Annotated in this window: 21 protein-coding genes; 16 read left to right on the top strand and 5 right to left on the bottom strand. The window is 42.9% G+C overall.

The features are described 5' to 3' along the window. Positions 1-38 precede the first annotated feature (38 nt). Complete coding sequence (locus ACMXYO_RS09335; protein ID WP_415884870.1) at positions 39-1,007, bottom strand: integron integrase; 969 nt, start codon at positions 1,005-1,007, stop codon at positions 39-41. Between the two features lie 343 nt (positions 1,008-1,350). Here ACMXYO_RS09335 and ACMXYO_RS09330 point away from each other — a divergent pair, with 343 nt between their 5' ends. The 8 genes from ACMXYO_RS09330 (at position 1,351) to ACMXYO_RS09295 (ending at position 7,432) form a co-directional block, all read left to right on the top strand. Further along, the gene (locus tag ACMXYO_RS09330; RefSeq protein WP_415884869.1) at positions 1,351-1,788 is read left to right on the top strand and encodes a hypothetical protein; all 438 of its coding nucleotides are present in this window, start codon (positions 1,351-1,353) and stop codon (positions 1,786-1,788) included. Positions 1,789-1,828: 40 nt separating this feature from the next. Beyond that, positions 1,829-2,278 (top strand): hypothetical protein, encoded by a 450-nt coding sequence (locus tag ACMXYO_RS09325; RefSeq protein WP_415884868.1) that lies wholly within the window; start codon positions 1,829-1,831, stop codon positions 2,276-2,278. A 73-nt stretch (positions 2,279-2,351) separates the two neighbouring features. Then, complete coding sequence (locus ACMXYO_RS09320) at positions 2,352-2,780, top strand: hypothetical protein (protein ID WP_415884867.1); 429 nt, start codon at positions 2,352-2,354, stop codon at positions 2,778-2,780. A 76-nt stretch (positions 2,781-2,856) separates the two neighbouring features. Further along, a complete protein-coding gene (locus ACMXYO_RS09315) occupies positions 2,857-3,099 on the top strand; it encodes a hypothetical protein (protein ID WP_415884866.1) in 243 nt (80 codons plus the stop codon). Positions 3,100-3,196: 97 nt separating this feature from the next. Continuing rightward, positions 3,197-3,823, top strand: coding sequence for a hypothetical protein (locus tag ACMXYO_RS09310; RefSeq protein ID WP_415884865.1), 627 nt, complete (start codon positions 3,197-3,199; stop codon positions 3,821-3,823). A 99-nt stretch (positions 3,824-3,922) separates the two neighbouring features. Beyond that, a complete protein-coding gene (locus ACMXYO_RS09305) occupies positions 3,923-4,189 on the top strand; it encodes a hypothetical protein (protein WP_415884864.1) in 267 nt (88 codons plus the stop codon). A gap of 514 nt (positions 4,190-4,703) precedes the next feature. Continuing rightward, positions 4,704-5,240, top strand: coding sequence for a GNAT family N-acetyltransferase (locus tag ACMXYO_RS09300; protein WP_415884863.1), 537 nt, complete (start codon positions 4,704-4,706; stop codon positions 5,238-5,240). Positions 5,241-5,476: 236 nt separating this feature from the next. Continuing rightward, entirely contained in the window at positions 5,477-7,432 is a 1,956-nt protein-coding gene (locus tag ACMXYO_RS09295; RefSeq protein WP_415884862.1) for a methyl-accepting chemotaxis protein, read from the top strand. 71 nt (positions 7,433-7,503) lie between these two features. On the opposite strand, the gene nhaB is transcribed toward ACMXYO_RS09295, so the two are convergent. Then, positions 7,504-9,009 (bottom strand): sodium/proton antiporter NhaB, encoded by a 1,506-nt coding sequence (gene nhaB, locus ACMXYO_RS09290; protein WP_415884861.1) that lies wholly within the window; start codon positions 9,007-9,009, stop codon positions 7,504-7,506. A gap of 259 nt (positions 9,010-9,268) precedes the next feature. On the opposite strand from nhaB, the gene nudC reads away from it, so the two are divergent. After that, positions 9,269-10,036 (top strand): NAD(+) diphosphatase, encoded by a 768-nt coding sequence (gene nudC / locus ACMXYO_RS09285; RefSeq protein ID WP_415884860.1) that lies wholly within the window; start codon positions 9,269-9,271, stop codon positions 10,034-10,036. A gap of 1 nt (position 10,037) precedes the next feature. Here nudC and ACMXYO_RS09280 read toward each other — a convergent pair whose 3' ends face one another. Next, entirely contained in the window at positions 10,038-10,379 is a 342-nt protein-coding gene (locus ACMXYO_RS09280; protein WP_415884859.1) for an SCP2 sterol-binding domain-containing protein, read from the bottom strand. Between the two features lie 89 nt (positions 10,380-10,468). Between ACMXYO_RS09280 and sohB the strand changes: the two genes are divergently transcribed. From sohB to ACMXYO_RS09255, 5 genes are all read left to right on the top strand, one after another. After that, positions 10,469-11,530, top strand: coding sequence for a protease SohB (sohB, locus tag ACMXYO_RS09275; RefSeq protein WP_415884858.1), 1,062 nt, complete (start codon positions 10,469-10,471; stop codon positions 11,528-11,530). A 238-nt stretch (positions 11,531-11,768) separates the two neighbouring features. Continuing rightward, positions 11,769-12,428 carry a TetR/AcrR family transcriptional regulator gene (locus tag ACMXYO_RS09270; RefSeq protein WP_415884857.1) on the top strand — a complete coding sequence of 220 codons (660 nt, stop codon included), beginning with the start codon at positions 11,769-11,771 and terminating at the stop codon, positions 12,426-12,428. Positions 12,429-12,432: 4 nt separating this feature from the next. Further along, on the top strand, positions 12,433-12,912 hold the full coding sequence (locus tag ACMXYO_RS09265) for a L,D-transpeptidase family protein (protein WP_415884856.1): 480 nt from the start codon (positions 12,433-12,435) through the stop codon (positions 12,910-12,912). A 5-nt stretch (positions 12,913-12,917) separates the two neighbouring features. Then, positions 12,918-13,925 (top strand): beta-N-acetylhexosaminidase, encoded by a 1,008-nt coding sequence (gene nagZ / locus ACMXYO_RS09260; RefSeq protein ID WP_415884855.1) that lies wholly within the window; start codon positions 12,918-12,920, stop codon positions 13,923-13,925. After that, a complete protein-coding gene (locus ACMXYO_RS09255) occupies positions 13,922-15,037 on the top strand; it encodes a mechanosensitive ion channel family protein (protein ID WP_415884854.1) in 1,116 nt (371 codons plus the stop codon). Before nagZ ends, ACMXYO_RS09255 begins: the two co-directional genes overlap by 4 nt. 44 nt (positions 15,038-15,081) lie before the next feature. On the opposite strand, the gene ACMXYO_RS09250 is transcribed toward ACMXYO_RS09255, so the two are convergent. Both ACMXYO_RS09250 and mfd read right to left on the bottom strand, forming a co-directional pair. Then, the gene (locus tag ACMXYO_RS09250) at positions 15,082-15,822 is read right to left on the bottom strand and encodes a CsiV family protein (RefSeq protein WP_415884853.1); all 741 of its coding nucleotides are present in this window, start codon (positions 15,820-15,822) and stop codon (positions 15,082-15,084) included. Beyond that, entirely contained in the window at positions 15,819-19,271 is a 3,453-nt protein-coding gene (mfd, locus tag ACMXYO_RS09245; RefSeq protein WP_415884852.1) for a transcription-repair coupling factor, read from the bottom strand. Before mfd ends, ACMXYO_RS09250 begins: the two co-directional genes overlap by 4 nt. Positions 19,272-19,545: 274 nt before the next feature. On the opposite strand from mfd, the gene ACMXYO_RS09240 reads away from it, so the two are divergent. Beyond that, the gene (locus ACMXYO_RS09240) at positions 19,546-20,979 is read left to right on the top strand and encodes a glyceraldehyde-3-phosphate dehydrogenase (protein ID WP_415884851.1); all 1,434 of its coding nucleotides are present in this window, start codon (positions 19,546-19,548) and stop codon (positions 20,977-20,979) included. Positions 20,980-21,295: 316 nt separating this feature from the next. Continuing rightward, a complete protein-coding gene (locus ACMXYO_RS09235; protein WP_415884850.1) occupies positions 21,296-22,636 on the top strand; it encodes a Na(+)-translocating NADH-quinone reductase subunit A in 1,341 nt (446 codons plus the stop codon). Positions 22,637-22,638: the final 2 nt, after the last annotated feature.

The raw sequence follows: 22,638 nt of genomic DNA, 5'->3' as shown, positions 1-22,638 counted from the left end.
GCGCCCAAGGGCGTGTTTTTTTTGCTTTGAAAACCGCCTTAATCAAAATTAAGCCGTTCTAGGGGGCTGTTGGTGCCCGCGTAATGCAGCCCTAAAACGTGGGTATAAATCTGTGTCGTTTTAACATCGTTGTGACCGAGCAGTTCTTGTACTGTACGAATATCTCTTCCTTCTTGTAACAAGTGTGTCGCAAAAGAATGTCTGAATGTATGACAAGTAATCCTTTTGTCAGTAATGCCAGATTCTATTACTGCTTGTCGTAACGCTTTGCCTATGACAGTGTCATGCAAATGGTGACGGCATTGGTCTTTAGAATTTGGATAGCAGCAAATGCTGGTGGAAGGGAATAGATACATCCACTTGTGCTGTCTAAACCCATTCGGATATTTTTTATTAAGACCGTGCGGCATCGAAGGGCCTATACCTCGTTCATTGTCTTTAAATTGAATACTTTTAGCTGTTTCAATAAGCTTTTTCAGTTCTGGCTTTAATGATGGGCTTAGAAGAGTTTTTCGATCTTTATTACCTTTTCCGTCCCGAATCGTTAATGAATTCTGTTCTAAATCAACATCTTGAATTCTTAGCCTCAAACATTCATTTAGCCGTAAACCGCTGCCATAAAGTAGTTTAAGGACAGTCTGATTTCGACCTGAAGCGCATGAAATTATCTTTTGCACTTCTGAAGGGGTTAAAACGGTGGGTAAGTGACGCTGTTTAGTGGCGTAGCGGAAATTCAGATCACCTAAAGGGCGATTAAGCACTTTCTGATAAAGGAATACCAAAGCATTTAGTGCAACTTTTTGGGTATTAATGGCTACTGATCGGTTTTCAGCCATGCTGGATAGATAGTTCTTTACCTCTTCTGTACCCATTTCTTCGGGGTGTTTCTTTTTATGGAAATAGATAAATTGCTTAATCCAGTAGATGTAAGTTTTCTCGGTACGAATGCTGTATCCGCGTAACCGTATTTCCTTGCGTACTTTATTGAGAAAAGGGCTCTGAGCCATGCTATTTACCTTCATGTAATACATGTATAAATATACAGTATATCTATCGTTGGGCAAATTAAATAACCGAATTAGTCATATTTCTCAGTGTGGATTGCTTGTTTTGCTACGAAGATTAAGTTAAAAATGTAAGTAAATCAGACAGATGGAAGTCTAGCGTGGGTAGATACACGGACCCCCGTATATCAATTGATATAGCGCATGCGCGGTTTGTCACGGAAGAACTTTTCACTTATCAGAATTAATCCTTCCTTTTCAATTTCTTACGTCTGTTATCAAACAAATACGGTTAGGGTAGATATACGGACCCCCGTATATACAAATGTTAACTGTCAGGGAAGCTATGAGTAATCGTTTAGGGATATTTGCATTAATCATTTCAGCGCTAGGAATAACCTTGATGTTGTTATCCCTAGAGGCATATATTTATGATGATGGTATCAATATGAAACTAGCCCCAGTATTAGCGGACGCTTTAGGAGTAATCTCAGGTACAACTGAATCAGAACCATCATTCAGACCTAGTAATAAATTTGAACTTAGTGAAGCTGCTGCTATTTATATCATCGGTGGAGTAGGTGCTTTTCTTGGTTTTATTTCAATAGTACTAGGCTTTGGCTCAATAAAGAGATGTGAGCATCCTGCCGTATCTTATGGCGCTATTGCTTTTGGTATTGCCCCAGTAATTCTAATTAGCATACCAATCGCAATTGGGTGCTTCCTTTTACTTGCACCGATTGTCATTTGGTACAAGAAAACAGTTAACAAAGCGCTTAAGTAATGACGCGCTTTGCGCGCTACTTAGCTGAGCGTTAGGGCGCATGATGATTCGGACACCGAAAACTAAATTCAGATATTTTTTAGTTCTCACCTCACTTTTTTGTATTCAGTCTGTTTGTACGTTTCTGCATAACGTCATCGTACTCCAAAGCATAAAGGGACCACCAAATGCACCCGACCAGTCATTTGTAGATATTGCGCAGATGATTTTTCAGGATGCGATAAAAGAACAAGCATTTTTCTTCATGTTGCTTGGTATCTTGTTACTACCGTCTTTAATTCGCCATAGTGGCAATATTTCTTTGCTAAAGTGGCAACGAAACCATCCAGTCAGATCGGCTGTTTGGTCATTAGTATTTACTGCAATTGCATTGCTCTTTTTACTGGACGCAGTAAATATTTATTTAAGCTCGCAGATTTCAATTGAGAACCTAGTGGGAAGCATTTCAATTGTTGGAATTTGTATACTTGCTCGTGCTGAATCAGTATAGAGCCCTAACAAATAAAGGCATCCGACGCATACTGCGCGGCTGCTTTAGGCGTTACATCTACTAGGGAAGTAAGGTGAAGAATTCAAAATATGGAATGTTGGGTATCGTGGTTGGAGCATTAGCTCTTCTTCTAGCGTTAGTTCATTTTTGGGCTGGACCTTTTTCAGCACAACCAACTCTAGAAACTGTCGTTGCGCAAAAGGCTGCATCTATCAGGTCGGCTGCTCTCGATGCATTAACAGGCAAAGAACCAGTTAATGAAAGTGCTGTAGTTCATTGGAATGCTGATAAAATTTCTGATGTAGTTACCGCAGTATTAGGCGGTCTTGCAGTGATATTTGCCGTTTTATCGCTAGTTCAAAAGGAGCCTTCTCGTGTCGCAGGAGGGGCCGCTGTTCTAGGGATTAGCGCAATCGCTTTCCAATTTATTGCAATGTACGCAATGGCATTATTAGTGGTTTTACTCATTGCTGCCGTCATATCGAGCTTAGGCATTGGGTAAATGTAACAAGAAAAGGCAATCCGACGCGCTATGCGCGCAATTGCTTTGAGCGTTATGAGTCTTAGGGATTTTGAGTATGAGTGACGATAAGTATAAAAATTACTTAATAGACCTTGGCACTCTTACGAAGGAGTATGCTCGCGAGGCTATTGCTGAAAATATATCTGCAAAAGGTTCTGAAGACGAAGGCTATAAAACCGGATATATGATGGGATTCCATCGACTTGTTACACTTATGCAGCAACAAGCAGAATCCTTTGATATACCACTAAATGAAATAGGGTTAGTTGATATTGATGAAAGCGAATTTCTTAAATAGCAGCCAACTCATAACAAGAAAAGGCAGCATCGCCCTGCGGGCTGGACGGCTTCGCCGCCGCTGCTTTAAACGTTAGAAATACAAAGGAGATCATCACTTGCCAGAAACAACTCAAACAGCGATTCAGCTATCTTCTAGCGATCTGATCGCCATCTCTGCGGTTGTTGCCACCTTACTTGTGGGAGTTGTAAGTTGGTTTGTGTCAGCCGCGCTTGCTCGGAAAGCAATGAGCAGGAAAGAAATACAATATCGCCTACGAATGACGCCTCTATTAGATAAAAGTAGATTTAGGGAAACAGATCAAATTGTTATGTCATATAAAGATGACGTGATTGATGAGTTGGTTTTGCTGGAGCTAGATATTATTAATTCTGGGAATGTTGCCTTGGAAAATCCACCCATAAAAATAGAGGCAATAGATCCAACATATATTATTCCTGCATATATTGATGATATTCCACATGGGTACGATGAGCACTGGGATTTCGAGAGAGAAGATGGCGAAACTTGCTTAATAAGAGTTGATCATATAAATCCCGGCCAAGTAATTAAGGCACGCTTCTTGATGGATCAGGTTCCATCAGGCGAACCAGTTTTCACTTGCCCTATGCCTAATTTGAAAGTTACTAGAACTAGCAATATCGAAATATCACCAATGGCTAGCAAGTTTCTTGAAGTTATGTACCCAACATTGTCGACGGCAATAAAGGCCTCCTTGAGGTAAGTAAGAAATTTCTAACAAGCTCATGTTGCCGGACTGGTTTTCCGCTGCGCTCCAAACCAGCCGCAAATGCGGGCGTTATAAGGCAATAAAGATCTAGCAATGGGACTAATCGAAGCAATCCTATTAGGCATTCAATTCAAAAGGCTACAGAAGCCTTTGGTCTTCTTTTCAATGCTCATAGGTTTCATTCTGTTCAGCATATTTGGTCTTAGTATTGTGTGGGCTGTTGTAAGTGGTTTAGTTACTACAGAAAAAGAAATTACTTTGCAGTTACTTGGTGCAAGTGCCGGACTAGCTGTGTTCGCTTTTTTATTTTTCGGTCTTGCATGGGTATGTGGTTATTTCATAAAAAGGTGTTTCCAGTAATGCCCTATAACAAGGCCATCAAAAATTGCCCTTCGGGCTGGACGTCGCATGCGCTCCGCCCTTTATGGCGGCGTTATGTAATTAAGTATTAGTGAATCATAAATCAGGTATTAAATTGTGAAGTTCATAAAAGCGTACATTGGCTGCTTAATCATAAGTTTTGGTATTTTGCTTGTAATAGGATCCGTTCTTATGGCTGCAGGTATTAAACTACCAGATGTCGTAGCAAGATACCTTCTAGAAACGTGGCTAGTGATGGCATTAATAATATACCCCTTTGCAAAGAAAATTATTCGCGTATGAAAAGGCGCCAAGCCTAGATTTGATACGCTTACATGACCAGGCCAAGCAAAATATCGGTGATATATACGGTTGGTCTTCACTTCTGCTCGGCCTCTGTTAATGGCGTTAACTACCGGATATGTAATAGTTATCGGTGTGTGATCTATTATTAGCTTAATAATGGTTAATAGTTTTGTCTGAATTATTTGCTGGTATTAAGCAGGGTAGATTTATGAATTATTCGGTATTTGATTATAGTCAGACTCAACAAGCTATAGAGCTGTGCGAAAGTGCTTTCACAGCATCGGCTGGAGAGAAAGAGGGTCAGCTATTAAAGCTTTTGGTAACTAAGCTGATCAATGAGACTCCAGAAAATGATTTGTTTGGATTTTGCTCAACTGTCGATCATCAGATGGTGGGAGCGATTTTTTTTAGCCGGCTAACTCTGCCGGATCAAACGTCTGGATTTTTGTTGTCACCTGTCGCTATTGAGAGCGAATATCAAGGTAAGAGAGTTGGTCAAACACTAATTCGCTATGGGTTAGATCAACTTGGTACTCAAGGAATAGAGCTGGTGGTAACTTACGGTGACCCTGCTTTCTATTCAAAAATTGGGTTTAAGCAGGTGAGTACAGAATTAATCGAGCCTCCTTTCAACTTGAGTCAGCCAATTGGTTGGCTTGCACAAATGGTCAACGGTAAAGATATTAAGCCTTCGCATGGAAAAATAGGCTGTGCCAAAGCATTTGATGATCCAAGTTATTGGTGAGTATTGCGACATATAAGTACCGTGATCTTTACTAGAGCTGCTTGGCTTAGAATGTATTTCTTTGCGGGGTTTCAATCCAGGTCTGTCTACTCTTGCCTACCTAAACGCTAAATAATCTTTATTAAATCTTTCAAAAATTTTCACTTGTATTGAGATTTTATGAACTACACTGATGGTTAAAATGTAACCAAAAAAGCACGAGCCTTAAGGATGAGTCTCTTGAAGCGAGTTGCTCTATGTTTAAGAAACTTAAATTGACTGCTCAAATTAGTGTAGGTTTTTCATCGATTATCGCTCTTCTAGTAATTATCTCGGTTTTCTCATGGGTAGGCGTTTCTAATGTCTATAGTGGCTTGGTAGAGTACCGAGGTCTGGCTAGAGACACGAACTTAGCTGGGCGTTTGCAGGCTAATATGTTGAAGGTTCGTTTAGGTGTTTTGAAGTTCTTAAATGAGCGTAGTGAGGAATCGATTCAACTATACGACGAACGCTTACTCAAAGTAGAAAACTTTATGTCAGAGGCAAAAGTTGAGATTCAGAAGCCTGAGCGTGCTGAGTTAGTAGCAAAATCTGCAAAGAATATAGCCATATACAAAGATGGCTTTAGTAAGGTGGTTGAGCTGTTTAGAGAGCGGAACAGGCTTGTTAAAAATCAGCTTGATCCCTCAGGCTTGGCTATGCGGAAGCAGATGTCCAATATTATCACTTCTGCTTACGCAGATAATGATGCCTCTGCTGCATATTATGCTGCGCAGGTTCAAGAGCATCTCCTACTCGGACGTTTATATGTAGCTAAATACCTTATTACCAATGCTACGGCAGATGAGGAAAGGGCTAAACAGGAGCTTCAAGAAAAAATACAGCCTTTTGTTGAAGATTTGGACGTTAACCTTCAAAACCCAACACGCAGACAATCGTTACGTATATTTAAAGAACAGCATCAACAGTACATATCAACCTTTGCAAAAGTGGTTCAGATCATTGAGGAGCGGAATGGTTTAATCAATGGAACTTTAAACAGAGTTGGGCCTATCATTGCCACAGATTTAGAGGACGTGAAGTTATCGGTTAAGAGGGATCAAGACGCATTAGGGCCAGAGATTCAAGTGTTAGCAGAAAATACAGAAGCGGCAATCGTTATATTGGCGGCTGTTTCGGTGTTGATCGCTATTGCCTTATCATGGGTAATTGCAAAAATTATTCGTAAGCCTATAGGTGGTGAGCCAGCCGAAATTGCTGCGATCACGCGAAGTATATCTGAATGTGACTTATCTCGAGATCTTTCAGTTTCCAGTGGTGATACAGGTATATATCGCTCCGTTAGTGAAATGTCACAAATGCTGAGATCCCTTATTAGTAACATTATCAATACCAGTAAGGATCTATCTGTTAATGCGGATTCTGCAAGCCAAATTTCAGAACAAACGTCTCATATAATTGATCAGCAGCAGACTAAAACGTCTTCTATTGCCGCCGCAGTAAATGAGATGGCGATGAGCATTCAGGAAGTAGTTCGTCATGCTACAGACTCTGCTACACAATCCAATGAGGGCTTATCTGAAGTGGAAAGAGGTAAGCAGACGATTAATAAGACATTGGAAGAGATTGGCGATCTGGCGACTAACTTAGAGGCTACAGTAGAATTTATTAAAACCCTTGAACAAAGTAGTTCGGATATCGAAGTAGTCATCGGCGTTATCCAGAATATTTCTGAACAAACTAACTTACTTGCGCTAAATGCTGCAATTGAGGCTGCACGAGCTGGTGAGCAAGGTCGTGGTTTTGCTGTAGTGGCAGATGAAGTAAGAACTTTAGCGCAGAGAACCCAGTCTTCTACTACCGAAATTCAAGAGATTATTCAGCGACTACAGTCTGGTACAGCGGATACTGTGAAAGCTATTGAAACTAGCTATTCGCAATCACAGCAAACAGTGGCGCAATCAGAAGAAACCGCACAGGCATTAGAGCGTATTCATAGTGCTATTAATTCGATTAGCGAAATGAACATTCAGGTGGCGGGTGCTGTAGAGCAGCAGTCTGCAGTAGCTGATGACATTGCCAGAGACTTGGAAACTATAAGTGCTGGATTCGAGCAAACAGCAGCAGGGGCTAAGCAGTCAGCAGCTGCGAATGATCAAGTAAGCGATATTTCAAAACAATTGCAGGGCATGGTTTCTAAATTCAAAGTATAAAACTTAATTGGTTGTCATAAGAACTAAAAAGGCCAGCATCTATTGCTGGCCTTTGTTGTTAGTTACCTTGGCTATAAATACATCTGTAGGGACGTATAAGCCACAATACTCATCACAATAGTGTAGGGCAGCGCCATAACTATCATTTTTCCATAAGATAGGCGGATAAGCGGTGCTAGCGCAGATGTCAGTAAGAATAAGAAAGCAGCTTGTCCATTAGGTGTCGCAACACTTGGGATGTTGGTGCCGGTGTTAATTGCAATTGCTAACGAATTGAAATGATCCCTAGTAATGGAGCCGCTATTCAATGCGGCTACAACCTCATTGATATAGACCGTTGCTACAAATACGTTATCGCTTATGGCAGAAAGCACGCCATTTGCAATAAAGAAAACGCCCGGTTGTTGTTCTACAGGTAATGCTAAAACAGCATCGATAATCGGCTGGAATAGATGATTTTCATGGATGACCGAGACGATAGAGAAGAACACAACCAACAGGGCCGTGAATGGGAGTGCTTCTTCAAATGCCTTACCGATCTGATGTTCTTCAACAATACCGTTAAAAGCTGTTAGAAGGATAATAATGGTGAGGCCAATTAGACCGACCTCAGCAACATGAAAGGCCAGAGCAAATACTAAGAAAGCAGCTACAAGTGCTTGGGTACAGAGTGCGGCTTTATCACGCAAGGTACGCTTGCCATCCTGTTCGGCTGCAAAGTCTAAAAGAACATCCCGAACATTTTTTGGTAAACGCGCTCCGTAGCCACAGATTTTAGTTTTCTCTAATAAGGTACTGGTGGCTAAGCCTGCAACCAGTACTGGTAGGGTAATAGGTGCCATAAGTAAGAAGAATTCTAGAAAGCTCCAACCGGCTTTCTCTGCTATTAATAGGTTTTGCGGCTCTCCAACCAGCGTACATACTCCACCAAGCGCTGTGCCGACAGCACCATGCATAAGCAGGCTACGTAAGAAGGCGCGAAATTCTTCGAGATCGGTTTGGTGGTTTGCATGTACGGCTTCGTCATCTGCGTGGTCGTGATCAGGATTGTGATAAGCCTTACCTGAAGCAACTTTATGATAAACCGCGTAAAAACCTACACCGACACTGATCAATACAGCTGTGACAGTCAGTGCGTCTAGGAAAGCAGATAAGAATGCCGAGAAAAAGGAAAAGAGTAGAGCGAGCAGGGTTTTAGATCTAACCTTAATGAGTATTTTAGTGAACACCCAAAGGAGCATATTTTTCATAAAGTAGATGCCGGCCACCATAAACATTAGCAGTAAGATAACTTCGAGGTTGGCTTCAATCTCATGAGCAACAGAGTCGGGGCTGGCTAACCCGATAATTATCGCTTCGACAGCCAGTAGGCCACCTGGCTGGAGTGGGTAGCATTTGAGTGCCAGAGCTAGGGTGAATATAAATTCGAAAATTAACATCCAGCCCGTAACTACTGGGCCTAAGGTAAGCAGTAGAATTGGGTTAAGTATTAGAAACCCGATAATCGCTAGCTTGTACCATACGGGTGAGTTACCCAGAAAATTTCTAGCGAATGCTTGGGATATTGTGTTGGTCATTTTTATGATTTCCTATAATAAGAACAGCTATTGCTGGTATAGGTGATTACCCTTATTTGATTTGGGCGGGCATAGACTAACAGTTGGCCCTCTAAATCTAAAGGCTAAGGTTATCGATGGGCGAATCTTTTAATAAAATGGCTGATAACTTGTGATTGGAGTTGCAAAAAGCGCTACTTAATGTCTTTATAGTTGCTCTATTGCAGCTGTGAGCTTATACATAAATAGATATTTACAGTGCGAAAAGTGGAGGCAAGTCTTGGGTTTACAAGAAAAAAACTACTTTTTAGCGTCTGGGGAATCGCTACTTTGTGATCAACAAGAAAGATTTCTTTTCTCAGAGGTAGAGCTGGAATCACTTGATGTGGAGATTAGTTTTGATTTGCCTGAGGTTACTAATGCATCTTATCGAATTGCCATTCTAAATGATGAGGGTAAATACTTATTTCTAAATAAATTGGATTTGCGTTTAGCCTTGTCGCATACTGAAAACGAAGATGAGTTCTCTGTTTTATCTGCTGCAGCTCAAGTAGTAACTTGGCATGCCTCGTTTAAATTCTGTCCACGCTGCGCTACTGAACTAATTATGGATGAGGCGGATTTAGCTAAGGTGTGCCCATCTTGTGGTCATCATCAATATCCACGCTTATCGCCTTGCATCATCGTTTTGGTGCGTAACGGTAAAAAATGTCTTTTGGCGCATTCCAGCAAGTTTAAATCTGGTCGTTACAGTACCTTGGCAGGCTTCATCGAAGCGGGGGAATCTGCAGAGCACGCGGTGGAGCGTGAGGTGATGGAAGAGGTAGGAATTAGGGTTAAAAACATTAAGTATGTTTGCAGCCAATCATGGCCTTTCCCGCACTCATTTATGCTTGGCTTTATGGCTGATTATAGTGAGGGTGAGATAACGCCCGACGGTGAAGAGATTCTAAGCGCTGATTGGTTTAGTGTTGATGACCTGCCAACCATTCCACCCAAATTCACTATCTCGAGGCAGTTGATCGATAAGTTTATAGAAGAGATGTAACTTATTGATCTGTTTGTTTTTCTCGACTAAATAATTTGCCAAGTTTAGTCGCTAACATGATGTTGCCTTCTGCTCGTAATTGGCCTGAAAGGAAGGCGCTCATACCATCTTTTTCACCGTTGATTACACTCACCATTGTTTCGGCTTCCATGATAAGTGTCACATTTGGATCATCATGATCACCCGTTAAAACGTTACATTGAGCATCTTTGATTTCGATATAGAAGTTTTGATCGTCTTCTAGTTCAAATTGAAAGACAGCTTCAAGATCCACAGCATTTTGAGAAACAAATCGACTCGGTAATTTTTCAACAACTTTGCTAACAGATATCTCTTGGCTCATTACTACGTTATCTCAAACGGGTGGGTAACAGGGGGATTTATGATACATTAGCGGTCCTTCTACTTATAGTTTATTTCGGAGTTTTCTCTGTGGTTGAATTTTTCAGTGAATACGGCCTGTTTTTGGCTAAATCAGTCACTATTGTCATTGCCATTATTGCGGTTGTTGCAGGTATTGCTGTTGTTTCTTCTCGTTCTCGTAAAGATGGTCATCAAGGTGAGATTGAAGTTACTCATTTTAATGATGAGCTTTTAGATATGAAGGAAGCGCTTGAAGATGCGATTCTGGATAAAGAAACGCTAAAAGCGATGCATAAAGAAGAGAAGAAGAAAGAAAAAGCCGAGAAAAAGGCGCGAAAGAAAAACCCGCCTAAAGAAGATGAGCCACGACGCAAGCGTATCTACGTTTTAGATTTTGATGGTGATGTTAAAGCGAGTGAGGTTGAGCCCTTCCGTCAAGAGGTGTCAGCTGTACTGATGATGGCTGAACCAGAAGATGAAGTAGTGATTCGTCTGGAGAGCCCTGGTGGTATGGTGCATGAGTATGGTCTTGCGTCTTCTCAAATTGAGCGTATTAAGCGTAAAGAAATTCCATTGACAATCTGTGTTGATCGAGTGGCTGCTAGTGGCGGTTACATGATGGCATGTCTGGCAGATAAACTGATTGCTGCGCCTTTTGCTATTGTTGGATCTATTGGTGTTATCGCGCAGTTGCCGAACTTCCATAAGTTGCTTAAGAAAAATGATATCGATTTTGAAGTGCTTACCGCCGGTGAATACAAACGTACTTTGACTGTGTTTGGCGAAAATACTGATAAAGGTCGTGAGAAGTTTAAGGAAGAGCTTGAAGAAACTCATGAGCTATTTAAGAGCTTTGTTCATGAATACCGCGATGTTGTTGATATCGATAAAGTTGCAACAGGCGAGATCTGGTTTGGTAAACAAGCTTTAGATGTAAATTTGGTTGATGAATTGATGACATCTGATCAATACTTGATGGATGCTGCAGATGAGAGTGATATTTTTGAAGTTCGTTACGAACAGAAGAAAACGCTTCAGGATAAGATCTCTGATATGGCTGCGGATTCTAGCGATAAGGTTTTAACAAAGTGGTGGAGCCGCTTAACGCGTCAAAATATCATTAATCGCTAATCAATTTGGCAGGGGAGGTGATTCCAAGTTAACACCTCCTTAGTTTTTATGCTTTCATTTCCTATTCATTTCTCCTTGTTATTATTCCCTCCTAATTTATCAATTCGTGTAACAAGTAAACTTGTTTCATAAATTGGTAGTAAACAAAGATTTACAAGTAATAATGACTTGATTTAATACAGGTGAATATCGTTATAATTCATTCATCATTTGTTTGAAACGCTGGTTTGGAGTACTGATGCATCACAAAGGAACATCGGCAAGTATTGTGCAGGCTGCAGAAGCATTGTTTGCTGAGCAGGGGTTTGCTGAAACAACTGTTCGTCAGATAACCAGTAGAGCAGACGTTAACTTAGCGGCTATTAACTACCATTTCGGTTCCAAAAAGGGGCTGATTCAGGCGGTTGCAGAAAAGTTCCTAGAGCCTTTGTGTGATGAATTGGGCAATATGCTGGATCAGCGTTTGGCCTTTGCAGATGGTAAAACACCATCGTTAGAAGAGTTACTAGAAATGCTGATGCGTGCATTGCTTCTGGTGAATCGTGATAACGTGAACGCGCTCTCTGTTTTTATGAGGCTGTTAGAGCTGTCATATATGAAGAATCAGGAAGAGCTACGTGATTTTTTGATCGAACGCTATAGCGAGAAAGTACAGCCTTTCATTAAACTGCTACGCCAAGATTCTGCACCGATGGAAGATGATGAATTCTTCTGGAGACTTCATTTCCTTATCGGCTCAATTACTTTTACGTTGTCTAATTTCCATACTCTAAACGCGATTGAAAAGCGTGAGTTTCAAGGTAGTGCTGAAGTTGAGCAGATCTTGCATCGTATGATCCCTGTTTTATCTGCTGGCCTCCAAGCACGTGCTGATAAAACCTATTTCTGCCGTTTGTGATTCTATGCTCTGTATTAGGGTATCTATCGCTCGTCAAACATTAGAGCTGGCGAGCGGCACAAAACTGCTGCAGAGCTATTCTATTTCCACCGCGCTTAATGGCCCAGGCGAGCTAAAAAATAGTGGTTGTACGCCGAGAGGTCGTCATTATATTCGCGCTATGATTGGCTCGAATGCCCCTGAAAACTCAGTTTTTATTGGTCGACGACAAACCGGTGAAATTTATTCGGAAGCTCTTGCTGTAGCACATCCAAAACGTGATTGGATTCTGACTCGTATTATGTGGTTATCAGGTCTAGAAATTGGCCAGAACCGCTTAGGTCAGGTCGATACAATGCAACGCTATATCTATATTCACGGTACGCCTGATACGGAACCTATGGGGGTAGCTAAGTCTCATGGCTGTATTCGTATGAGAAACGGCGATCTGATTGAGCTGTTCTCGCAAGTGTCAGCCGGTACACCTGTTTTAATTGAAGAATAAAATTTATGTCTGAAGTTACCCTTTTTCTGGACCTTGAAGGAACAGACTTAACGGCTGAGGAGAGGAAGCTTTTAAAGCATCCTTTCATCGGTGGCGTGATCTTATTTGCACGTAACACAGAAAATGCGGAGCAAGTTGCCGAGCTAGTAGGCTCTATACGAGCTATTCGTGAAGAGCTTGTGATTAGTATCGACCAAGAGGGCGGTCGAGTTCAGCGTTTGAAGCAGGGTGTTACTGTTCTTCCGGCAGTTAAAACCATAGCGCAAAATTGTACAGCGTCATTAGAGGGTGCTGATGCAGCTAAAGCGCTTGGCTATCTGATGGCTGCTGAGCTGCGTCTGCTTGATGTTGACTTGAGTTTCGCCCCGGTCTTGGATGTTGATTATGGTCGCAATACGGTTATTGGTAATCGGGCCTTTGGTGAAGACTATAAAGTGGTGACAGAGATTTCTACCGCTTACATTGAAGGTATGCGGGATGCAGGTATGTCAGCAACAGGTAAACATTTTCCTGGCCATGGTTGGGCTGATGCTGATACGCATCATGCTGATGCTGTAGATGTTCGCTCCTTTGATGAATTATGGTCTACAGATATGGTGCCTTTTAGGAAGGCTGTAAATAATGATCTAGAAGCTATGATGTTCGCTCACGTACTTTATCCTAAGTGTGATTCTTCTCCAGCTGGATTTTCTTCTTTCTGGTTGGGTGAGATTTTGAGACAGAAAATGGGTTTTGATGGCATTATTTTTAGTGATGACTTGAGTATGAAAGCGGCCCATAGTGCAGGTAGCTATGCAGAGCGCGCAGATAAGGCGATAGCTTCGGGTTGTCAGGCGCTACTTTGTTGTAATGAGCGCCAAGGTACATTGGATATTCTTACTTACTTAGAAACGTCGAATTTTAATCCTCTGCAAGAAATATCATCTCTTAGAGGTAAAGAGTGGGATAGGGATGAGGAGCGTTTGGATGCTGCTCGCGTACTTGCAAATGATTTGCTGGATATAGCGTTATGATCGATATGTTAAATGAGTTATTAACTGAGCATTTTCCTGACTATAGTGATTCTGCATGGATTATCTTATCTTTCGCAGTGTGTGTGATTGCAGTGGTTGTTGATCTTGTCGCTCGCTCAACTGTGAGTCAGTTAATGAAACAAGCGGAAAAAACTCAAATTCTTTGGGATGATGTTTTTCTGAATTCGTTTAGCCGACCAGCACTCTTTTTAATTTGGTTAGCAGCGGGATATTGGTTGATTCAGCTCTTTGAGCAGAATTTCGCTATTGAGGTGCTAGGTGATGACAATCCGTTACCTAAGCTTGTTCCCGTAATTCTTTTGGCTTGGTCGTGCTTGCGCTTCCTGAAGCGTTTAGAGCAGGTTCTGGTAATGCCGGACCGCATGAAGAAGCCTATGGATCCAACCACTGTTGGAGCTTTGGGTAGGCTTCTACGCTTAATTGTCTCCATCATTATTGTTCTGATTATTATGCAGAGCTATGGCTACAGTATCTCCGGTATTCTGGCGTTTGGTGGTATCGGCGGTATAGCCGTTGGTTTTGCTGCTAAGGATCTTCTGGCGAACTTTTTTGGTGGCTTGATGATCTATCTAGATCGTCCATTTAAGGTAGGCGACTGGATCCGTTCACCTGATCAGCAGATTGAAGGTACAGTAGAAGATATAGGGTGGCGTCAGACGCGTATTCGTACATTTGATAAGCGTCCGTTGTACGTACCTAACTCGACCTTTACTAATATCTCAGTAGAAAACCCATCGCGAATGACCAATCGTCGTATCTATGAATATGTTGGTGTTCGTTACGACGATTCTGCACAAGTTCTAGAAGTAATCAAAGCGGTTAAGGCGATGCTTCGCATGCATCCTGAGATTGATCAGCAGCAAACTTTAATTGTTAATTTGGATCGCTTTGGACCTTCATCTTTGGATTTCTTTATCTATACATTCACAAAAACAACAGATTGGATTCTCTTTCATGAAATCAAGCAGGATGTGATGATGCAGATTATGCAAATTGTAGAAGATAAGGGCGCAGAGTTTGCCTTCCCAACGACGACCGTGCATCTAAGTGGCGAGTTGCCTGAATTGGTTAAGGCTTCAGAAGGAAATTGATGTTGGCTTACTAATAAAAAAACCGGCTTTAACGCCGGTTTTTTTTATTCTGTTTCAAGAGGGATTATTTCAACAAGAATACCCATGAGTGGGTGGTCGATATAGTGCAATTCCTCGGACTTCATTCGCCTTGCCTGATTTTGATGTGCAGTGAGAATCTCTGGGATTACGGGGAAGGCTGAGGTGGTTTCCGCTAGGCTCTGAATTGCTTGCACTTCTGTTTCGGTAGCTGTATCAGATTCGCCCTGCATGGTTAGCATGGCTTGGGCCTGGGGTTTTTCTTTAGTCAGGGGCGTTGCTTTGTTGTTAGCTGCACCTGGCTGGCTAATATAAAGATCAGGACGGAAGTGGAGATAGCGGCCTCGACCCACTGCAATGTGGCCTTCAAGTTCTTGCATGCCGTTGTCTAAAACGCGGCCAGCGCTGATTTTAATCGGGCGAGGGTTTTGTGTGCGTGATACAGGTTGGACCCATGCTTTGTGAAAAAGAACCCGATAGTCGCCACTGTTATTTAGGCTATTTTTAGCGCTATTAAGTTCGTGACGGCTGTTAGGCAGGCTTTGGTAAGCGGTTAGATCGTCGCCATCATTAGATTGGCCTTTTAGTTCAACTGCACGATCATTAACTGGAATTTCGTTTATCTCTGGCCAAAATTCCTCGTGGATTGCCATCGGATCGTTATTAGCAAAAATAATCACCTCAATTTTATACCAGCTATCAGAAAATGCGCTGCTGCTGAAAATAAATAGTAAGGGAAGGAATATCGCTTTTAGCATTATCTTCATGATGTTTTAACTGCCAGATCACTCATAAGGCGTTCTACCGCTTTAAAGCGTTCTTCGGTTTTCTCCATATCTAAACTGAATCGCAGTTTGTCTGCGCCCTCAAGTTTATATTTTTGTGGCTGATTTTGTACCATTTTTACTAAAGTTAACGGATCTACTTTCGCATCAGTTGCAAATTCAATTCTACCAACCTCGCTGCCGGCATCAATTTTAACAACATTCATGGCTTCAGCGCGCAGTTTTAACTCAGTCAGTCTGAAGAGATTCTTAACCTGTTCAGGTAAGAGGCCAAATCGATCAATCATCTCTATTTGCAGCTCTTTGAGCTCTGTGGCTGAGTTTGCATTAGCGATACGTTTGTACAGAATTAGTCGGCTGTGTACATCCGGCAGATATTCATCTGGGATCAGAGCAGATAGATGTAAGTTAACATCGACACCTTGTTTGATCGGCTGATCCATATTTGGTGTTTTGCCTTCTTTAATGGATTCAACAGCTTGTTCTAGCATCTCCATAAATAGCGAGAAACCAACCGTTTGCATCTGGCCGCTTTGCTCTTCACCTAATAGCTCGCCTGCACCACGAATCTCGAGATCGTGCGTCGCAAGGGTAAAGCCTGCGCCTAGGTCGTCTGCCGATTCAATCGCTTCGAGACGCTTGATTGCGTCTTTGGTCATCGCTTTCTTGTGCGGCGTTAACAGATAAGCATAAGCTTGGTGGTGCGAACGTCCGACACGGCCACGTAGCTGATGAAGCTGGGCTAGGCCAAATTTATCGGCGCGATCGATAATGATGGTGTTGGCGTTAGGTACATCGATACCGGTTTCGATAATGGTTGTGCAAAGCAAGATATTGTAGCGCTTGTGGTAGAAATCGGACATAACCTGTTCGAGTTCACGCTCACGCATTTGGCCGTGACCGATACCGATGCGCGCTTCTGGAACCAGTTCTTGTAACTCTTCTGCTGTTTTCTCGATGCTCTTCACTTCGTTGTGCAGATAATAAACCTGACCACCACGAAGTAGCTCACGCAAAATGGCTTCTTTAACTAGAGTTGTGTCGCTATAGCGAACAAAGGTTTTAACTGAAAGTCGTTTCGCAGGTGGTGTCGCAATGATTGATAGATCACGAATGCCAGACATTGCCATATTTAGCGTACGAGGAATCGGTGTTGCGGTTAATGTCAGGATATCAACTTCAGAACGAAGCGATTTTAGGCGCTCTTTCTGCTGCACACCGAAGCGGTGTTCTTCATCAATAATCACTAAGCCTAGATCTTTGAAATTGATGTCGCCAGATAGAAGTTTATGGGTGCCAACAACGATGTCGACACTACCGGCTTCTAGCTTATCTAGGATTGTGTTTTGCTGTTTGCCTGTTCGGAAACGTGAGATCAGCTCAACATTGACCGGCCAGTCAGCAAAACGGTCTTGGAGGTTCTGATAGTGTTGCTGTGCGAGTAGTGTGGTAGGTACAAGAATAACTACTTGTTTGCCGCTCTGTACTGCCATAAATGCTGCGCGCATAGCGACTTCGGTCTTACCAAAGCCTACGTCACCACATACCAAGCGATCCATAGGCTGAACTGCAGTCATATCTCGAATAACGTTGCCAATGGCTGCGGCCTGATCAGGTGTTTCCTCAAATGGGAAAGTGGCTGCGAATTGTAAGTACTGCTCGTCTGGATCGCTGAACTGAAAGCCGATACGAGAAGCACGGCGCGCATAGATATCAAGCAGTTCGGCTGCTGCATCACGCGCTTTTTCAGCGGCTTTACGTTTGGCCTTCGACCACTGTTCGGTGCCAAGTCGGTGCAGAGGTGCGTGCTCGTCACCTGCGCCGGTGTAACGACTGATCAGATGAAGCGCAGAGACTGGTACGTAGAGCTTTGCTTCATCCGCATATTCAAGGGTTAAGAATTCGTTGGTTTGACCTTCGAGCTCGATGGTCTGTAAACCGAGATAGCGGCCTACACCGTGATCTAAGTGAACAACGGGCGAGCCTGAATTTAGTTCTGATAGGTTACGAATAACCTGGTCATTCTGCTCCTGCTCTTTGCTGCGTCTGCGACGCTGGAATACTTGGTGGCCAAATAGTTGCGTCTCAGTGATGATGTGTAGCTGACCTGAGATCGATAGGCCTTGTTCAAGAGGATATTCCGTAATGGCGAGATCGTAATCAGATTCACAGAATGCTTGCCAGTTATCTACTTGGTTGGGCTTAACATTAATACGTGCAAGTAGTTCTAATAATGCTTCCCGACGACCGGCAGATTCGGCGCAAAATAAAATGGCGCCATCGCGCTCCGCAAGAAAGCCTTGTAATGCAGTTAGCGGCTCTTTTAATTGCGAGTTTACCGGTAGAGATGGTGGTTCGGTGCAAGGAAGGTTGCTGCGACCTTGTTTCTCTTCAATAGAGTCTTTAGATAGGCTAATACGACCATATTGCTTTAATGCAGAGAACAGTTCGCTAGTGGAGATGAACAGTTCGTTTGGTGACAGTACTGGGTTAGTAATGTCGTGACGTCGCTGTTCATAACGCTCATTGACTTCTTGTGCGAACAGTTCTGCAGTAGCTTCTAGCTCACTATCAACAATAATCTGTGTTTGTTCAGGCAGTGAGGCGAACAGAGAACTGCATTCTTCAAAGAATAGGGGTAGATAATACTCAATTCCCGGTGAGGTCATACCGTCAGAGATATTGGTGTAGACAGGGCATTGTCTGTAATCAACATCAAATTGCTCACGCCAACGAGATTTAAAACCGCTAATAGCGCGTGTATCGAAAGGAAACTCTTTCGCAGGCAGTAAGTTGATCGCGTCAATCTGCTCAATTGATCTCTGAGTTTCTGGATCGAATGTTCTAAGTGTTTCTATCTCATCATCGAATAACTCTATTCGATAAGGGTAGGGACTACCTGTTGGAAACAGATCGATGATCGATCCACGGAAGGCAAACTCGCCATGCTCCATAACGGCGTCGACTGCGTGATAGCCTGCATCAACCAGTTGTTTACGCAAGTGCTCAGGGTTGATGGTTTGTTCTAGTTTTAGATCAAAACAGTTAGCGGCAATAAAATCAGCGGGTGCTGTTCTATGCATTAACGTACTTAAGGGTACGATCAAGATACCTTTATTGAGATTTGGTAGCCTGTTTAGCGTAGAAATACGTTCAGAAATGATGTCCTGGTGCGGAGAGAACGTATCGTACGGCAGTGTTTCCCAATCAGGGAATGAAAGAATTTCAAGTGAGTTGCTTTCACTGGAAAAGAAACTTACTTCATCGTGTAAGCGATTTGCTGTATTCGTATCGTTAGTTATGACTAAGGTGAAGCCGTCAAACTGCTTTGCTGCATCTGTAATTAATAAGCCGGTACCTGCACCATAGGTTTGCCCGATCTGCTTCTTATCGCCGGGGCCTGTGGGTAGAGAGTAGTTCAGTTGCAGCACAGAGTTGCTCCTTTATATGCGCTAACCAATAGTAAGGCGGGTAGTTTAACTGTTGTGATTGTAATTGGTAGTTTTGAGCTGGGATAAATGGCTAAATATAAGTCTTATTCAGTAGGACAAAATATATGGTTCCAAAGTCTATCATGCCGCATTTGCTCAAAAGGGTGGAAAAGAGGATAATGCGCGCACCAAATTTTTAGGGTCCGACTAATACTTGTAATCTGACTGTGTTAGTAGGGTACCAACGAGTTGACAAAACTTTTTGGAGTTTCATGTGAGCCAAGATCAAGTTTTTACAGATTGGAAAGAACGCGAAGCCTTAGCTGAAGCTATGGTTCCACTAGTAGGTGGTCTATACCGTGACCAGAATATCGAGTCTTCTGTATTCGGTCGTCTGATCATCAAACGTTCTGTTATCGATATCCTTAAAGCGCACCGTTTCGTGCGTCAGGTTGAAGAGCAGGAACTAACTGTAGTAGATACTTTTCCAATTCTGGAAGCTGTTAAAAACCTGAATGTACGCAATGCGCACATCGATGCAGGTAAGCTGGCAGTTAAATATCGCACAGAAGGCAACGGCCAGGATCTAGAAACATTCCTGAAAGCTGAACTTGCTGATGCAATTGGCACAGAAGAGCGTGAACCTACTGATGTGGTTCTTTACGGTTTCGGTCGTATCGGTCGTCTACTTGCTCGTCTTCTTATCGAGCGTACTGGTGGTGGTCAAGCGCTTCGTCTACGTGCAATCGTTGTACGTAAGGGTGCTGCAGCACGTGATCTAGAAAAACGTGCTAGTTTGCTACGTCGTGACTCTGTTCACGGTTCATTTAAAGGCACTATCACGGTTGACGAAGAGAACAACACAATCACGGCTAACGGTAACGTTATTCAAGTGATCTTCGCTAACTCTCCAGACGAGATTGATTACACTTCTTACGGTATCAATAACGCTATGGTTATTGATAACACTGGTAAGTGGCGCGATAAAGAAGGTCTATCTCTGCACCTTCAATCTAAAGGCGCTTCTCGTGCAGTTCTTACTGCGCCAGGTAAAGGTGTTAAGAACATCGTAATGGGTGTTAACGACGGTGATATCTCTCCAGAAGATACTATCCTGTCTGCTGCGTCTTGTACTACAAACGCAATCACGCCTGTACTAAAAGCGGTATACGATAAGTTTGGTATCGAGAATGGTCACGTTGAGACTGTTCACGCTTACACTAACGACCAGAACCTAATCGACAACTACCACAAAGGTGATCGTCGTGGTCGTGCTGCTGGTTTGAACATGGTTATCACTGAAACAGGTGCTGCTAAAGCTGTATCAAAAGCACTTCCAGCAATGGAAGGTAAGCTGACTGGTAACGCTATCCGTGTTCCAACACCAAACGTTTCAATGGCTATTCTTAATCTGAACCTGGAAAGCGAAACTGACAAAGAAGAGCTAAATGCTTACCTTCGTGAAGCTGCTCTTCACGGTGCTATGCAGAAGCAGATCGACTACAGCAACTCTCCAGAAGCTGTATCTACTGACTTCGTTGGTTCTCGTGCTGCAGGTGTTGTTGATGCGTTGGCTACAATTGCTGGTGGTAAGCGTTGCGTACTTTACGTTTGGTACGATAACGAATTCGGTTACAGCTGTCAGGTTATTCGCATGATGCAGAAAATGGCTCAGTGCACTTTGCCAGCTTTCCCTAAGGAAGCTTAAGTGTAGCGAGTTGATTAAAAAGCCACCTATAGGGTGGCTTTTTATTTGTCTTATGTATGATATTTCTATTTGTTATATGTATATAACTACAAATTCCACCGCTAAAAGGCAAGATAATCGGCTGGAACGCGCTGATATTGCAGGGTCTTTGTAGAAAAATGACACGTCGCTCAGGTATACTTAGCCAGATTTTTGGGTGGGGTAATTCCATTTTCGTAATAACTACAAGATATCGACTACGTTCGGGGACAGGCCGTGTCGGAATCAAAATCGATTTTGGAATCCTGAAAGAATTTAACGTAATTGGGTGAGGCGTATGATCAAGATCAACAAAGGTCTGGATCTACCGATCACGGGCGCTCCTGAGCAATCTATTACAGATGGCCCAGCAGTAGACTCCGTTGCCGTAGTCGGCTTTGACTATGTAGGTATGAAACCTACCATGGCCGTCAAGGTAGGTGATCGAGTAAAACTCGGTCAAGTGATCTTTTCCGATAAGAAAACAGAGGGCGTTAATTACACAGCACCAGGTGCTGGTGTAGTTAAGGCAATTAACCGTGGTGAACGTCGTGCACTTCAATCAGTAGTGATTGAGTTGGACGGTGATGAAGCGGTTGAATTTAACAAATATAGTGCCAATGAGCTGGCTGGATTGACGCGCGAACAAGCGCAAGACAATCTAGTGAATTCTGGTTTGTGGACTGCGCTTCGCACACGTCCATTCAGCCGTGTACCTCAGCCAGGTACTTCTCCAAATTCTATTTTTGTTACGGCAATGGATACCAATCCATTAGCAGGTGACCCAGCTGTCATCATCGCTGAACAAAAAGAAGCATTCTCCCAAGGCCTTACTATTCTGACTAAGCTGTCTGAAACGACTGTTTATCTATGTAAAGCACCGGGTGCTGATATTCCATCTGCTGATGGTGTAACAGCAGAAGAGTTTGAGGGTGGTCACCCTGCAGGTAATGCTGGTACGCATATCCATTTCCTTGATCCTGTATCTCAGGAAAAAACAGTTTGGACAATTGGTTATCAGGATGTGATTGCAGTTGGTAAATTATTTACCGAAGGCAAGCTGTTTACTGATCGTGTTGTTGCTGTTGGTGGTCCACGTGCAGCTAAGCCAGGTCTGATGCGAACTCGTTTGGGTGCGAGCTTCGAGCAGCTTCTTGCTGGTGCTCAAAAAGAAGATCACAATCGTATCATTAGTGGTTCTGTATGGAATGGTCGTACTGCAACCGAAGGGCCTTTGGCTTACCTTGGTCGCTACGCAAACCAGATCACTATCTTAGAAGAAGGTGATAAGCGTGAATTTATGGGCTGGGTAGTACCTGGTACTAATAAGTTCTCTGTGCTTAATATCTTCGCATCTTTCTTAAACAGCTCTAAGAAGTTCGATTTTACTACGACTACGAACGGATCTGAGCGAGCTATGGTCCCGGTTGGTCAGTTTGAACAACTTATGCCTATGGATATTCTTCCGACGCAATTGCTGCGTGCACTAGTAACAGGTGACATCGTTCATGCGATGGAGCTTGGTTGTCTGGAGCTGGACGAAGAAGACCTCGCGCTGTGCACATTTGCCTGCCCAGGTAAATATGAGTACGGCCCAATCCTTCGCGACAATTTGACGCGTATCGAGAAAGAGGCCTGATC

Source organism: Neptuniibacter sp. QD37_6, assembly GCF_047778085.1.
Classification (GTDB): Bacteria; Pseudomonadota; Gammaproteobacteria; order Pseudomonadales; family Balneatricaceae; genus Neptuniibacter.
This window is presented reverse-complemented; position numbering and strand designations above follow the sequence as displayed.

Excerpts from the sequence above, each read along its gene's own strand:
- ACMXYO_RS09335 (WP_415884870.1), bottom strand. The coding sequence starts at position 1,007 with ATGGCTCAGAGCCCTTTTCTCAATAAAGTACGCAAGGAAATACGGTTA.
- ACMXYO_RS09330 (WP_415884869.1), top strand. The coding sequence starts at position 1,351 with ATGAGTAATCGTTTAGGGATATTTGCATTAATCATTTCAGCGCTAGGA.
- ACMXYO_RS09325 (WP_415884868.1), top strand. The coding sequence starts at position 1,829 with ATGATGATTCGGACACCGAAAACTAAATTCAGATATTTTTTAGTTCTC.
- ACMXYO_RS09315 (WP_415884866.1), top strand. The coding sequence starts at position 2,857 with ATGAGTGACGATAAGTATAAAAATTACTTAATAGACCTTGGCACTCTT.
- ACMXYO_RS09305 (WP_415884864.1), top strand. The coding sequence starts at position 3,923 with ATGGGACTAATCGAAGCAATCCTATTAGGCATTCAATTCAAAAGGCTA.
- ACMXYO_RS09300 (WP_415884863.1), top strand. The coding sequence starts at position 4,704 with ATGAATTATTCGGTATTTGATTATAGTCAGACTCAACAAGCTATAGAG.
- ACMXYO_RS09295 (WP_415884862.1), top strand. The coding sequence starts at position 5,477 with ATGTTTAAGAAACTTAAATTGACTGCTCAAATTAGTGTAGGTTTTTCA.
- nhaB (WP_415884861.1), bottom strand. The coding sequence starts at position 9,009 with ATGACCAACACAATATCCCAAGCATTCGCTAGAAATTTTCTGGGTAAC.
- ACMXYO_RS09280 (WP_415884859.1), bottom strand. The coding sequence starts at position 10,379 with ATGAGCCAAGAGATATCTGTTAGCAAAGTTGTTGAAAAATTACCGAGT.
- ACMXYO_RS09270 (WP_415884857.1), top strand. The coding sequence starts at position 11,769 with ATGCATCACAAAGGAACATCGGCAAGTATTGTGCAGGCTGCAGAAGCA.
- ACMXYO_RS09265 (WP_415884856.1), top strand. The coding sequence starts at position 12,433 with ATGCTCTGTATTAGGGTATCTATCGCTCGTCAAACATTAGAGCTGGCG.
- nagZ (WP_415884855.1), top strand. The coding sequence starts at position 12,918 with ATGTCTGAAGTTACCCTTTTTCTGGACCTTGAAGGAACAGACTTAACG.
- ACMXYO_RS09255 (WP_415884854.1), top strand. The coding sequence starts at position 13,922 with ATGATCGATATGTTAAATGAGTTATTAACTGAGCATTTTCCTGACTAT.
- ACMXYO_RS09250 (WP_415884853.1), bottom strand. The coding sequence starts at position 15,822 with ATGAAGATAATGCTAAAAGCGATATTCCTTCCCTTACTATTTATTTTC.
- ACMXYO_RS09235 (WP_415884850.1), top strand. The coding sequence starts at position 21,296 with ATGATCAAGATCAACAAAGGTCTGGATCTACCGATCACGGGCGCTCCT.